This is a genomic window from Providencia sp. PROV109, from assembly GCF_033681625.1.
Taxonomy (GTDB): domain Bacteria; phylum Pseudomonadota; class Gammaproteobacteria; order Enterobacterales; family Enterobacteriaceae; genus Providencia; species Providencia hangzhouensis.
Window position 1 is genome coordinate 797,516 of sequence record NZ_CP096320.1, and the last position, 14,653, is coordinate 812,168.

Annotated in this window: 13 protein-coding genes; 10 read left to right on the forward strand and 3 right to left on the reverse strand. The window is 42.0% G+C overall.

Translation table 11 applies throughout. The features are described 5' to 3' along the window. Nucleotides 1-113: 113 nt before the first annotated feature. The 5 genes from phoB (at nt 114) to nadS (ending at nt 4,910) form a co-directional block, all read left to right on the forward strand. A complete protein-coding gene (phoB, locus tag M1F25_RS03540) occupies nt 114-803 on the forward strand; it encodes a phosphate regulon transcriptional regulator PhoB (RefSeq protein WP_036958559.1) in 690 nt (229 codons plus the stop codon). A 23-nt stretch (nt 804-826) separates the two neighbouring features. After that, nucleotides 827-2,137 (forward strand): phosphate regulon sensor histidine kinase PhoR, encoded by a 1,311-nt coding sequence (gene phoR / locus M1F25_RS03545; protein ID WP_004905567.1) that lies wholly within the window; start codon nt 827-829, stop codon nt 2,135-2,137. A gap of 490 nt (nt 2,138-2,627) precedes the next feature. Continuing rightward, on the forward strand, nt 2,628-3,953 hold the full coding sequence (brnQ, locus tag M1F25_RS03550) for a branched-chain amino acid transport system II carrier protein (RefSeq protein ID WP_004905565.1): 1,326 nt from the start codon (nt 2,628-2,630) through the stop codon (nt 3,951-3,953). 162 nt (nt 3,954-4,115) lie between these two features. After that, complete coding sequence (locus M1F25_RS03555; RefSeq protein ID WP_164454990.1) at nt 4,116-4,439, forward strand: type II toxin-antitoxin system RelE/ParE family toxin; 324 nt, start codon at nt 4,116-4,118, stop codon at nt 4,437-4,439. Between the two features lie 168 nt (nt 4,440-4,607). Further along, nucleotides 4,608-4,910 carry a NadS family protein gene (nadS, locus tag M1F25_RS03560; protein ID WP_096864520.1) on the forward strand — a complete coding sequence of 101 codons (303 nt, stop codon included), beginning with the start codon at nt 4,608-4,610 and terminating at the stop codon, nt 4,908-4,910. Between the two features lie 41 nt (nt 4,911-4,951). Here the strand turns inward: nadS and ggt are convergent, their stop codons facing one another. The 3 genes from ggt to M1F25_RS03575 form a co-directional block, all read right to left on the reverse strand. Beyond that, on the reverse strand, nt 4,952-6,718 hold the full coding sequence (ggt, locus tag M1F25_RS03565) for a gamma-glutamyltransferase (RefSeq protein ID WP_181489305.1): 1,767 nt from the start codon (nt 6,716-6,718) through the stop codon (nt 4,952-4,954). Between the two features lie 239 nt (nt 6,719-6,957). Beyond that, entirely contained in the window at nt 6,958-7,560 is a 603-nt protein-coding gene (locus tag M1F25_RS03570) for a peroxiredoxin C (RefSeq protein WP_004905550.1), read from the reverse strand. Between the two features lie 217 nt (nt 7,561-7,777). Beyond that, nucleotides 7,778-8,389: an ACP phosphodiesterase gene (locus tag M1F25_RS03575; protein WP_112307898.1), complete on the reverse strand. Its 612-nt coding sequence runs from the start codon at nt 8,387-8,389 to the stop codon at nt 7,778-7,780. 484 nt (nt 8,390-8,873) lie between these two features. Here M1F25_RS03575 and queA point away from each other — a divergent pair, with 484 nt between their 5' ends. The 5 genes from queA (at nt 8,874) to secF (ending at nt 14,443) form a co-directional block, all read left to right on the forward strand. Further along, nucleotides 8,874-9,944, forward strand: coding sequence for a tRNA preQ1(34) S-adenosylmethionine ribosyltransferase-isomerase QueA (gene queA / locus M1F25_RS03580; protein ID WP_181489307.1), 1,071 nt, complete (start codon nt 8,874-8,876; stop codon nt 9,942-9,944). Between the two features lie 91 nt (nt 9,945-10,035). Beyond that, the gene (gene tgt, locus M1F25_RS03585; RefSeq protein WP_004905543.1) at nt 10,036-11,163 is read left to right on the forward strand and encodes a tRNA guanosine(34) transglycosylase Tgt; all 1,128 of its coding nucleotides are present in this window, start codon (nt 10,036-10,038) and stop codon (nt 11,161-11,163) included. Between the two features lie 94 nt (nt 11,164-11,257). Next, a complete protein-coding gene (yajC, locus tag M1F25_RS03590; RefSeq protein ID WP_004905542.1) occupies nt 11,258-11,590 on the forward strand; it encodes a preprotein translocase subunit YajC in 333 nt (110 codons plus the stop codon). A gap of 26 nt (nt 11,591-11,616) precedes the next feature. Beyond that, complete coding sequence (secD, locus tag M1F25_RS03595) at nt 11,617-13,464, forward strand: protein translocase subunit SecD (protein WP_071585895.1); 1,848 nt, start codon at nt 11,617-11,619, stop codon at nt 13,462-13,464. A gap of 10 nt (nt 13,465-13,474) precedes the next feature. Then, nucleotides 13,475-14,443: a protein translocase subunit SecF gene (gene secF / locus M1F25_RS03600; protein WP_004905538.1), complete on the forward strand. Its 969-nt coding sequence runs from the start codon at nt 13,475-13,477 to the stop codon at nt 14,441-14,443. The last annotated feature ends 210 nt before the right edge of the window (nt 14,444-14,653 follow it).

Genomic DNA, 14,653 nt, shown 5'->3' on the forward strand with positions numbered 1-14,653 from the left:
GTTAAAATAAAGATTAATATGCGTTTTACCCATTGATATTCATAATTCTGTCATAAAAGTGACGCATAATGCTTTCACATTTTAAATGTCTTCTTAATTTTACAGGAACAATCATGGCAAGACGCATTCTAGTTGTTGAAGATGAAGCGCCCATCCGAGAAATGGTTTGTTTTGTATTAGAACAGAATGGTTTTCAGCCTATTGAAGCTGATGATTATGACAGTGCGATTGCACAACTCGTTGACCCGCTACCCGACCTCGTCCTACTGGATTGGATGATCCCAGGGGGCTCCGGTATTCAAGTAATTAAGCATATGAAGCGTGATAGCGCAACACGTGACGTTCCTGTCATGATGTTAACTGCACGAGGAGAAGAAGAAGACCGCGTAAAAGGTTTGGAAGTTGGCGCGGATGACTATCTTATCAAGCCATTTTCACCGAAGGAATTAATTGCTCGGGTAAAGGCAATTTTACGTCGTATTTCACCAATGGCGACGGAAGATATTATTGAAATGAATGGGTTAACATTAGACCCTACCTCTCATCGTGTGACCAGCAATGACATTCCTATTGATATGGGGCCAACTGAATATAAATTACTACATTTCTTCATGACTCACCCTGAACGCGTATATAGTAGAGAACAGCTACTAAATTATGTCTGGGGAGCCAATGTGTATGTTGAGGATAGAACCGTTGACGTGCATATTCGGCGGTTAAGAAAGGCACTAGAGACGGAAGGTCATGATAAAATGGTACAAACTGTACGTGGTACAGGTTATCGTTTTTCTATCCGTTATTAAAACCCACAAAGGGAGAGGCATGCGTGCTTGAACGTTTATCGATTAAGCAGCTGATTTGGGGGCTGTTTTTATTTATCTTACCCGCCCTTATTTTATCGGTTTTTATTGGCCACCTAGCGTGGCTATTAGTGATATCGCTACTTGCTGCACTGATATGGCATGGGTATAACCTGCTCAAGCTTTCTTACTGGTTATGGCTAGATAAAAGTATGTTGCCCCCTGAAGGGCGAGGTGGGTGGGAACCCATTTTTTATGGTATCTACCAGATGCAGCAACGTAATCGAAAACGCCGCCGTGAATTAGGCCAGTTAATTAAACGGTTTCGTAGTGGTGCAGAATCACTACCTGATGCAGTGGTAATGATGACAACCGAAGGGAATATCTTCTGGTGTAATCGCCATGCGCAGGCTTTACTCGGCTTTCGTTGGCCTGAAGATAATGGTCAACATATTTTTAATTTATTACGTTATCCTGATTTTAGCCGTTACTTCACCATCAAACGTTATGACCAAGCGCTGACTATCGAGCTCAATAGTGGTGAAATCGTTGAGTTTCGTATCTTGCCATATACCGAAGGGCAGTTATTGATGGTTGCGCGAGATGTGACAGAAAAACGTCGTTTGGAAAAGGCGCGTAGGGACTTTTTTGCGAATGTGAGCCATGAATTACGGACTCCCCTCACTGTCATTCAAGGTTACCTAGAGGTTATGGATGACCAAGAAAACGTGACTGCGGTCAATAAAAAAGCACTGCATGTTATGCAAGAGCAAACGCACCGCATGGATAACTTAGTTAAGCAGCTTTTGCAGCTATCACGCATCGAAATTGCCCCTCAAATTAACCTTGATGAGCAAGTGAATATCCCTGTCATTCTCAAAATGATTGAGCAAGAAGCGCTTAGTTTAAGCCAAGGGCGTCATCAATTTGAATTTCATGTTGATGAAAAATTGCGTGTTCATGGTAATGAAGAGCAATTACGTAGTGCAGTGGCGAACTTAGTCTATAACGCGATCAGCCATACGCCTGAAGGCACCAAAATTTGGGTTGATTGGCAGAGAAGCGGGCAAGGGGCGCGTTTTAGTGTGAGAGATAACGGGCAAGGGATACCCGCAGAGCATATCCCTCGTTTAACCGAACGTTTTTATCGAGTAGATAAAGCACGTTCCCGCCAAGGCGGTGGAGGTACTGGCCTTGGGTTAGCTATTGTTAAACATGCATTACAACATCATAGTAGTCAGTTGGTGGTGACGAGCCAGTTAGGTAAAGGGAGTGAGTTTTCATTTACGTTACCAACAGTACTAATTGTTGATGATAAAAAACTTAAAAATGGGTAAATAATTCCACTTTATTAATATAATCAAAATATTAATAAAGTGGATTATTTCTATTCACCAATCCATATGCATATTCAATTCAATATTCATATATTTAATGCTTATAATTGCTGTCACATTAATTATATATTCTGTTAAATAATCAATTCTAATCACTAGAAAAAGATGAGTTGTTCATTTTTCGAACAAAGCATATAACGAGTATTGGGATTTTGCTGAAAGTAATCACTAGTTCTGAAAATTAGTTTAGTTATTTATTCTTGTTTTTAGGTTTGCTATTGCCTTTTTGCCCTATAAAAGTTCTACTTGTTGTCAGTTATTGGCGAATTTTTCTGTTTTTTGACTTTTCATTTCGTGTGATACAGGCAAATATACTTTTTTATATTGTTAACAGTATGTTTATCAGAATTCTATCTCGCTATATATATTTCAAAGGGTTGCTAAGTGTAAACCCATAATTTTCTATTTTGTCACTTAAAAATAACATAATATGGCTCATCGTTTATCATCAAGAGATATCATCGCATTAGGCTTTATGACTTTTGCGTTATTCGTCGGGGCAGGAAACATTATCTTTCCCCCTATGGTTGGTTTGCAGGCAGGGGAACAAGTTTGGACTGCGGCACTAGGGTTTTTGGTTACTGGTGTGGGTTTACCTGTTTTGACGGTTATTGCGCTGGCTAAAGTGGGTGGGGGTATTGAAGCGCTCAGTACGCCTGTCGGCAAAACTGCAGGGCTACTATTGGCGGTTGTTGCTTATTTGTCGGTAGGGCCTCTATTCGCAACGCCAAGAACGGCAACTGTATCTTATAAAGTCGGTATCGCACCATTATTCGGTGGTGAGTCCGATATGCTATTACTGATCTACAGCGTGGTTTACTTCGTTCTAGTTATTGGTATTTCATTATACCCAGGAAAACTGCTCGATAGCGTTGGGCACATTTTAGCGCCTGTAAAAATGCTAGCTTTGGCTATTTTGGGTATTGCGGCTGTCATGTGGCCTGCGGGTGATCCGATTCCGTCAACAATAGAATATCGTGAGATGGCTTTCTCGAACGGCTTTATCAATGGTTATCTGACAATGGATACCCTCGGTGCGATGGTATTTGGTATCGTTATTGTTAATGCGGCGCGTTCAAGGGGTATCGAAAACTCTTCATTATTAACTCGTTATACTATGTGGGCAGGGTTAATTGCAGGGGTATTATTGACGCTGGTCTATTTGTCATTGTTTAAGCTTGGTGAGAATAGTGGTTCGTTAATTCCAAACCCTGCTGATGGCGCTGACATTTTACATACCTACGTCCAATATACTTTTGGTAATTACGGTAGCTTCTTCCTCGCGGTATTAATATTTGTTGCTTGTATGGTAACTGCCGTCGGCTTAACTTGTGCTTGTGCAGAGTTCTTCAGCCGGTATGTACCGATTTCTTACCGTAAACTGGTATTGATCCTAGGTGTGTTCTCCATGGTGATCTCAAACTTAGGTTTGAGTAAGTTAATCGCCTTCTCATTACCCGTGCTAGTTTCAATTTATCCACCTTGTATTGTCTTAATTTTATTAAGCTTTACTTTGAAGTGGTGGAAAAACCCAACAATAGTGATTGCGCCGACAATGTTAGTCAGCTTTGTGGTCGGTCTAATTGGCGCCGTAAAAGCGTCAGATCATCTGAAAGGTTATATTCCTGAATGGATGACTGCAATGCCACTGTATAAGCAAGATTTAGTCTGGGTATTACCAACTGTTGTTGTGATGGTCGTGGCAATTTTATGCGATAAGTTTGTGGCACCCGCTGCGCAGCATAAACAAGTATAGTAATTTCAATTATTGAATCGAAGGGCCGCTAATGTTAGCGGCCTTTTTTTGTGTAACCAGAGCGGTTACATAACTCGTTTTGAATGGGGCTAATGATATTTTTTTGTTGAAGTTAGTACGGAGTACTAGTAGATTGGATAGGAAATGCGCAAGGAGGTGCAAATGAATTATTTAGAGTTTGTTGAAACTAGAATTTTTAGTCAGCAACGTAAACTAATTATGGAAGATAATGAATTTCAATTATTTCAGGCCTTCTTATTAGAAAACTATGAGTATGGTGACGTAATAAGCCGCTCTGGAGGATGTAGAAAAATACGTTGGAGAGCCTTAAATAAAGGAAAACGTGGTGGTGTTAGGGTTATCTATTATAACAGAACCATGAGCGGTAGGTTGTATTTGCTTACGATTTATACTAAGAACGCAAAGGAAGATTTGAATGAACAAGAAAAAGCGATTTTACGAGCAATCATTCAAAAGCTTGCTTAATGGTTAAATATACTCGTAATCTTTCAAGTTGCAGCGGTGTTGATTACGCTCAGATAGCCGAGTCACATAGTTTATCTATGCTTTCCGTCTATCTTCCTTTATCACCTAACTGCCGCTCGAATTATTTAAAATATAGAATTGAATGAGTTATGTAATAAGGATAATGGTATGGGAAAAAAGCTTTTTGACGATTTAGTGAGTAGCTTAGAAGAGATGGTTGCTATCGAGAAAGGTGAATTAGTTCCTGCTAGTGAAAATATTCATCGCTTCGAACTACCAGATGTTAAAGCTATTCGTAAACACTCTGGTATGAAACAACAAGAGTTTGCAGAAGCGATAGGTTCTAGTGTTGATTTGGTCCGTAGCTGGGAACAACAACGTCGGTTTCCATCAGGAATGGCCCTCAAATTGTTGTATCTTTTAGAAAAGAAACCAAGCCTGATTAATGAGTTGAGGGCCATTCATATTTAATCCAACCCCATCAGAGAAGGGGTTGGATCCTTCGACAGCGATTAATCAACCCCAACTGCACTACCTGCTGGACGGCGTACATCGTTAGAGCCATAAATAAAGCCTTCGCGTACTTTTCCTGAAACAGCGGAATCATTACCCGAAGATTTGGCACTAACACCAGCGCCTTCAGGGATCGCGACCATAATCAACTCGGCAGCTCCCCATGGAGTTTGCTCAACCATCTGGTAACCCATTTTATCGAGGAGCGCTAAGGTGTCTTTAGAAACGCCTCTTTGCTCATAATAAACCTCATCAGGGAGCCACTGGTGGTGAATACGCGGTGCATTAACGGCTTCTTGTGGCGGCATACCATGGTCGATAATATTTAAAGCGGTTTGCAGCGTAATTGAAATAATCCGTGAGCCTCCCGGTGAACCGAGAACTAAAAATACCTTGCCATTTTTCGTCACGATAGTCGGGCTCATGGATGATAATGGGCGTTTACCCGGTGCAATAGCGTTGCGTTCCCCTTGTACTAAGCCATATAAATTCTTCTCGCCGACTTTCGTGGTGAAATCATCCATTTCATCGTTTAAGAAGAACCCTGTCCCCGGAGGGATAACAACAGAACCGAATCGGCCATTAATCGTATAAGTCGTTGAAACCGCATTTCCTTTTTCATCTACTACAGAGTAATGTGTTGTCTCTGGTTTTTCGTGTGGCCCTATTCCCGGTTGAACTTGGGTTGATGGCGTTGCTTGGTTGGGTTTGATTTCTTTGCGTAACTCTTCTGCATAAGCTTTACTGAGTAATTTTTCGGTTGGATTATCGACAAATTCAGGGTCACCAAGGAAGGTGTTTCTATCCATGTAGGCATGGCGCATTGCTTCTGTAAGAGTATGAATATAGTCCGCAGAGTTAAAGCCCATTTCCTTGAGGTCATACCCTTCTAAGATATTAAGCGTTTGGCAGATAGTTACCCCGCCTGAACTAGGTGGTGGAGCAGAGATAAATTGATACCCTCTATAGGTACAACTGACAGGCGCTGTATCTGTAATTGTAAAATCCGCAAAATCTTTTGCTGTTAAGATACCACCATTTTTTTTCGATGCTTCTTCAACAATTTTGGGGATTTCACCTTTATAAAAAGCGGATGGGCCATTCTGGGCAATTTTTTCTAAGGTATTGGCTAAATCTGTTTGGACTAGTAAGTCTCCCGGTTGGAAGGCACTACCATCAGGCTTTAAGAAGATACGAGCCACTTCAGGGTCTTGTTTAAAACGTTCTGTCGTGGTGTCGAGAACATCGGTATCTGCACGGGTTAGAGTAAAGCCTTCTCTGGCTAATTTTATGGCAGGAGCCATCACCTGTTGGCGGCTCATTGTCCCGTATTTTTCTAAAGCATAGTCTAGGCCTTTAACGGTACCGGGTACACCTGACGCAAGATAGCCATAGAGGCTGGCATCTTTAATCAATTTACCGTCTTTATCTAAATACATATCTGCGCTAGCGGCAGCAGGGGCAGTTTCTCGAAAGTTAATGAATAAGTCTTTCCCATCGGCTAGGTGGATAGTCATAAAGCCGCCACCGCCAATATTACCGCAGCAAGGGTTAACCACGGCTTGTGCATACCCTACCGCAACAGCTGCATCAATGGCATTACCGCCTGATTTTAGAATATCAGCCCCAATTTGTGATGCTAAATGTTGGGAAGAAACGACCATGCCTTTTTTCGCTTCAACCGCAGGTTCGGAGGCGGCATATAGTTGACTGGAAACAAGTAAGGAAAGAAGTAGAACCGCAGGGCGTAATGATGTTTTTATCATTCGTATCTCCCAGTTAAGGTTAGGTGAGGTGTTTTATCGCACAAATATTCAATATGAATAATTTGTTAATTATTTGTGCTTTTAATGTATAGCACACAATAATACAAAACATTGAGTATTTGAGTTAAGAATTGTTAACTGAGTGGAATAATTGCTAGTAGGAAGAGAAAAGATAGACTAGGTTCACAAAAAGTAAAAAGCGGGCCTAATGCCCGCTTTTCTAAAACTCGCGTAACGAATTACAGTTTTGCAGAGTTTTTAGTCAGGTAGTCAGCAACGCCTTTTGGAGAAGCATTCATACCTTCTTGGCCTTTTTCCCACTGAGCTGGGCAAACATCACCGTGCTCTTCGTGGAATTGCAGTGCGTCAACCATACGCAGCATTTCGTCAATGTTACGGCCTAATGGCAGGTCATTAACAACTTGGTGACGGACAACGCCGTTTTTGTCAACGAGGAAAGAACCACGCAGTGCAACGCCTGCATCTGGGTGTTCAATACCGTAAGCTTTGATGATTTCGCGTTTGATATCAGCAACCATTGGGTATTTAACTTCACCAATACCGCCGTTATCTACTGGTGTTTTACGCCATGCGTTATGAACAAACTCAGAGTCAAAAGAAACACCTACAACTTCTACGCCACGTTTTTTGAATTCTTCGTAGCGGTGGTCGAATGCGATCAGCTCTGAAGGACAAACGAAAGTAAAGTCCATTGGCCAGAAAAAGATCACAGCTGGACGGCCGTTCAGGTGGGTTTTCAGGTTGAAGTTATCAACGATTTCACCATTACCTAAAACAGCTGCAGCAGTAAAGTCAGGGGCTTGACGTGTTACCAGAACCATAATTTACTCCTATGAGTTTGAATTAAAGTTTTTTGTCCTGTCTATTTAATCACTGATAAATAGTGTGGACATAGACTGCCAAAAGAATAGAAAAATATCTTTTGATAATAAAGACATTTAAACCGATTATTGTGATAGGTTTTGACTATCAATCATACTAGTTTATTAAATTAATATCAATAAGATAGTTTTATTCCATTAAAGTGCAAGCTTTAATTTATTCCTTTGTGTTAATTGTGACATTTTGTACAAAAAAATGTTGCAGCGCATTAGCCATCATTTCTGGATAAAATTGAAAGAAAATATTTTCTAACGCATCATACTGAAATAAAAAGTCGTTAAATGAACCACTTAGCGCTCCAAGCTTGGGGCGCCTTCTCGCCATACCATTCAGTGATTTACCAATATAATTTTTATCCGCATAGCGTATCAGCCACTGCTGAGGCCAAAGGAATTCATTTAACTCCTGAAATTTTTCAGGAGTATGACAAAGTTGTGGCTCAATTATTGTTCGGCAGTCACGTACAAAGCCCGCTAGCGATATTGATGGCTCAATAGTCGACCAGTGCAGCGACAAAAAATGATCCCAGACTAAATCCAAGGTTATGGGCGCAACACGGCGATATTCATCACGAAACAACAACTTAGCTTCTTTGACTAAAGGGTGGGTATCCGTAATGCGGTCGACGGCTCGATGCATAAAGATACCAGAGACAACTTCAGATGAATAAAGGCCCGTAGGGTTTCCGCGGACGTAGTCAGCCATGATGTTGCCGAGTAAGGAGCTGTCAGCGAGGTGGGCGAGGTGGAGGTGCGCTAAATAATTCACTTTAAAATGTCCGTCGTCTTTCAAACCACAGGGGTGTTAGCTCCGTAAAGCCACCCGAATCACATACTCATGTATGCTCATCGGGATATCTTCACTTGCTGCCTACCTGTGATTCGAAATCCATAGGACATGCAGCACAGCTTAGCTAGCTTTTTGATTGCTCAAACTATAGCAGTAATTATGTTGAATTCGAAACTCACAGGACATTACTTGGCAGAGGAATAAAGCATTCCTCTAATTCGAAATTCATGGGGTATCAGTACTGAGAGAAAAAAATAAAAAAGTCGAAATAAATTTGTCATGAAAGTTTATTGAAATTGAAATAATTCATTCTTTGAATGGACAAATAGCGTACAGAATTTTTTGCTAACAAAATATTTGTTAAATAATGGTGTTTTTCTGTACTATTTTACGCTTATTTCTTGCGCCAAAGTCAGCGCGGCACTAGACTAGTCGCCTGTTTTTTTAGATTGATGTCAATACAATGCGTGTTTCTGATTTTACTTTTGAATTACCTGAAGAACTGATTGCCCACTATCCGCAGGCTGAACGTAGTGCTTGCCGTTTATTAAGCCTCGATGGCGGTTCAGGGCAGCTCACGCATGGTGTTTTTACCGATATTCTAGAAAAATTGGAGCACGGTGACTTGCTAGTGTTCAATAACACTCGCGTGATCCCTGCACGGTTATTTGGGCGCAAAGTTAGCGGTGGTAAAATTGAAGTTCTGATTGAGCGTATGCTGGATGAACACCGCGTATTAGCCCATGTTAGGGCATCAAAAGCGCCAAAAGAAGGAGCTGAATTACTGTTAGGTGAAGATGAAAGCGTGAAGGCGACCATGGTCGCGCGTCATGGTGCATTGTTTGAACTGCGCTTTGATGATGAACGTGATGTATTAAGCATTCTAAACCAAATTGGTCATATGCCTCTGCCGCCTTATATTGATCGCCCTGATGAAGAGTCAGATAAAGAACTTTATCAAACCGTGTATAGTGAAAAACCAGGGGCTGTCGCAGCACCAACGGCAGGTTTACACTTTGATGAGCCGTTACTTGAAGCATTGCGCCAAAAAGGCGTAGAAATGGCGTTTGTGACATTACATGTGGGAGCCGGTACCTTTCAACCAGTACGTGTTGATACTATCGAAGATCACATTATGCATTCTGAATATGCAGAAGTGCCACAAGAGGTCGTGGATGCCGTTTTAGCCTGTAAAGCTCGAGGTAATCGCGTTATCGCTGTTGGAACAACGTCGGTTCGGTCACTAGAAAGTGCCGCAAAAGCAAGCCAAGACGCTTTAATTGCTCCATTTTTTGATGATACCCAAATCTTTATTTACCCTGGGTATGAATATCAGGTGATAGATGCACTAATCACCAACTTCCACTTACCTGAATCTACATTAATTATGTTGGTTACTGCGTTTGCTGGATATAAAAACACCATGAATGCATACGAAGAAGCCGTTAAACAAAAATACCGTTTCTTTAGTTATGGTGATGCTATGTTTATTACCCCCAATACAAACGCTCGATTTGAGAAAATTGGAGAGTAATCAGTTTTATAAGCGGTGGCATCGGCTGCTTGCTTAGCAAATTAATATTATCGATAGCAACAGACTGTTTTTCTGCTGCTAGGAGGCAAATGTGAAATATGAATTACAAACGACTGACGGCAATGCACGCCGTGGTCGCTTAGTCTTTGAGCGCGGCGTGGTGGAAACCCCTGCATTTATGCCAGTAGGAACCTACGGTACAGTTAAGGGGATGACCCCTGAAGAAGTGAAAGAAACTGGCGCTCAAATCTTATTAGGGAATACTTTCCACCTGTGGTTACGCCCGGGTCAAGAAATCATGAAGTTACATGGTGATCTCCATGACTTTATGCAATGGCAAGGGCCAATTTTAACCGATTCAGGTGGCTTTCAGGTCTTTAGTCTTGGTGCGATGCGCAAAATTAAAGAAGAAGGTGTGCATTTTCGCAACCCTATCAACGGTGAAAAAGTTTTCCTAAGTCCTGAAAAGTCGATGGAAATTCAGTATGACCTCGGCTCAGACATTGTCATGATTTTTGACGAGTGTACGCCGTATCCAGCAGATTGGGACTATGCAAAGACATCAATGGAAATGTCGTTGCGTTGGGCTGCACGTAGCCGCCAACGCTTTGACGAACTAAACAATAAAAATGCTTTGTTCGGTATTATTCAAGGTAGTGTTTACGAAGATTTACGTGATATTTCAGTTAAGGGACTGGTGGAAATCGGCTTTGATGGGTACGCTGTAGGCGGCTTAGCCGTAGGCGAACCGAAAGAAGATATGCACCGAATTTTAGAACATGTCTGCCCGCAAATTCCAGCTGACAAACCTCGTTATTTAATGGGAGTTGGCAAACCTGAAGATTTAGTTGAAGGGGTTCGCCGTGGTATCGATATGTTCGATTGTGTGATGCCAACACGAAATGCACGAAATGGGCATTTATTTGTGACAAATGGCGTGGTAAAAATTCGTAATGCTAAGTATAAATCAGACACATCAACACTGGATGCTGATTGTGACTGTTATACTTGTCGTCATTATAGCCGTGCTTATCTGCATCACCTTGATAGATGTAATGAAATCCTTGGTGCAAGGCTCAATACCATCCATAATTTACGTTATTACCAGCGTTTGATGGCCGGTATTCGCCAAGCCATAGAAAATGGGAATTTTGAAGAGTTTGCTAAAGATTTTTACCAAAAGATTGGTAAACCCGAACCTTCATTAAATATCGAGTGAATTTAAGTGCGAAATGCCACTAATCTGTGTAGCATATCAAACTTAGCTTTTTTGTATGTAAAATTGCTTTCAATAAAACAATGAGGAAAGTTGAATGAGTTTTTTTATTTCTGAAGCAGCGGCGTCAGCAGGTGCACCAGCGCAAGGTAGTCCATACACCATGGTTATCATGCTTGTTGTTTTCGCGCTGATCTTCTATTTCATGATTTTGCGTCCACAGCAAAAACGTGCGAAAGAACACCGTAAATTGATGGAATCTATCACTAAAGGTGATGAAGTTTTAACAACTGGCGGTTTAATCGGGCGTGTAACTAAAGTGTCTGAAACCGGTTATGTGGTTCTTGAGTTGAGTGAGAACACAGAAGTAACCATCAAACGTGATTTCGTTGCTGCTGTTTTACCTAAAGGCACAATGAAAGCAATTTAATTCTGATTCTCCCGAAGGGAACTGCCGTGCTAAACCGTTATCCTTTGTGGAAGTATCTGATGTTGATCTTTGCGATCCTCATCGGTTTGCTTTATGCACTTCCAAACCTATATGGTGAGGATCCGGCTGTTCAGATCACTGGCGTGCGGGGAACCGCCGCCAATGAACAAACGCTGATCCAAGTCCAAAAATCGTTAAAAGACGATAAAATTGAGAGTAAATCTATCTCTCTAGAAAATGGGGCAATTTTAGCCCGATTCAACAACTCTGATGTTCAGTTACGTGCGCGTGAAGTGATCATGAATGCACTGGGTGACCAGTATGTTGTTGCATTAAACCTTGCACCTGCAACGCCTAAGTGGCTCGAAGCGATCGGTGGTGAACCGATGAAGCTTGGTCTTGATCTGCGTGGTGGGGTTCACTTCCTGATGGAAGTTGATATGGACACTGCATTAGGTAAATTGCAGGAACAAAACATGGATGGTTTGCGTAATGACCTGCGTCAAGAAGGCATTGCGTACTCTTCTATTCGTAAAGGCAATGATTACAGCGTGGAAGTTCGCTTCCGTAACGCGGACGATCGTAGCCAAGCTGAAAAAGCATTGTCTCGTAAATACCCAGACTTAGTCTTTAGTGATGGCAGCGATAACACCATGATTGCTGTTATGACCGACGAGCGTTTACGTGAAGCACGTAACTATGCAGTTTCTCAGAACATTACTATTATTCGCAACCGTGTAAACCAATTAGGTGTTGCGGAGCCACTCGTTCAACGCCAAGGTGCTGACCGAATTGTGGTTGAATTACCCGGTATCCAAGATACTGCTCGCGCAAAAGAAATTTTAGGTGCGACTGCGACATTAGAATTCCGTTTGGTGAATACTTCAGTCGATTCTTCCGCAGCAGAAAGTGGCCGTGTACCAGGTGATTCAGAAGTTAAATATGACCGTGAAGGCATGCCTTACGTTTTATATAAGCGTGTGATCTTAACGGGTGACCATATTACGGACTCAACCTCTGAAGCGGATGAAAATGGCCAACCACAAGTGAGTATCAGTCTTGATAGTGCTGGTGGTTCTATCATGTCTGACTTTACACGTGATAACCAAGACAAGCTGATGGCAACGCTGTTTGTTGAATACAAAGACAGTGGTAAAAAAGATGCAACTGGCCGTTCAATTTTGGTGAAAGATGAAAAGGTCATCAATGCGGCACGTATTTCTGCGCGTTTTGGTAGCAAATTCCGTATTACGGGTATTACTAACGGTACTGAAGCTCGCCAGCTTTCATTACTGTTACGTGCTGGTGCGTTGATTGCGCCAATCCAAATTGTTGAAGAACGTACCATTGGTCCAACACTGGGTATGCAAAATATCGAGCAAGGGCTAAAAGCGTGTATCGCAGGTCTGTTAGCTTCTATCCTGTTTATGATTATTTATTATCGTAAATTTGGTCTGATTGCGAGTAGTGCGCTGTTAGCAAACTTGGTGTTAATTGTTGGTGTGATGTCCTTATTACCGGGGGCAACACTGACCATGCCTGGTATTGCGGGGATTGTATTAACCCTTGCAGTTGCAGTCGATGCTAACGTTCTTATTAACGAACGGATTAAAGAAGAGCTCAAGAACGGTCGATCTGTTCAGCAAGCGATTCATGAAGGGTATAAAGGCGCCTTCTCAAGTATTACAGACGCAAACTTAACGACACTTATCACTGCGATTATTCTATATGCAGTGGGTACTGGGTCTATTAAAGGCTTTGCGATTACGACAGCGATTGGTGTCGCAACCTCTATGTTTACAGCTATCGTCGGTACACGTGCTATCGTGAACCTGCTTTACGGCGGTAAACGTATTAACAAGCTGTCAATTTAAGGAGCACGTTGTGGCACAGGATTATACTGTTGAACAATTGAACTATGGTCGTAAAGTTTATGACTTTATGCGCTGGGACAACGTTGCCTTTAGCATTTCTATCGTATTACTGATTGCTTCTTTTGTGATTATCGGCGTCAAGGGTTTTAACTGGGGCTTAGATTTCACAGGTGGTACGGTAATTGAAATCAACTTAAGTCAGCCAGCTGATTTGGATAAAATTCGTGATAGCTTGTCTAACTCGAACCATAAAGATCCACTAATCCAAAACTTTGGTAGCAGCCGCGACATCATGATCCGTATCCCTCCTATTGAAGGCACCGCGGGTCAAGAAGTCGGCAAAGAAATTATCACGATTATCAACCAAAGTGTGGATGATAAAGCAACCGTAAAACGCATTGAATTCGTGGGGCCAAGTGTTGGGGCTGAATTGGCGCAAACAGGGGCTTTGGCTCTGTTAACTGCGTTGATTTGTATCCTAATCTATGTTGGGTTCCGTTTTGAATGGCGCTTGGCTGCGGGTGCCGTGCTATCTCTTGCGCATGACGTGGTGATTACTTTAGGTATTCTGTCTTTGTTCCATATTGAGATAGATATGACTATCGTGGCGTCATTGATGTCGGTTATCGGTTACTCGCTGAACGACAGTATCGTTGTATCAGACCGTATCCGTGAAAACTTCCGTAAAATTCGTCGTGGGACACCGTACGAAATCATGAACGTCTCTTTGACGCAAACATTGAGCCGTACCATTATGACATCAGCAACCACATTATTAGTGGTTCTGATGCTATACCTGTTCGGTGGCGCAATGTTGGAAGGCTTCTCATTGGTTATGTTAATCGGTGTAACTATCGGTACTATCTCATCTATTTACGTGGCTTCTGCACTAGCACTGAAGATGGGTATGAAGCGTGAACACTTGATGCAAGCGAAAGTCGAAAAAGAAGGTGCAGACCAAGAGTCGTTACTGCCTTAGTTCTTAAAATAGTTCGTGTGTGAGTAGGCAGCAAGTGAACGACATCCCTAGGAACCATAGTAAACTATGTGACTAGGGTATCGGAGTGCAGCTAATACTCTCACAACGCGAAATATGAAGAGCAACGAGAACACCCTAGGAGGCATCTTCTAGGGTGTTTTTTCTCGCATAGTAGGGTAAACTATCTCCCCCTAAATAGATTCAGGAAAC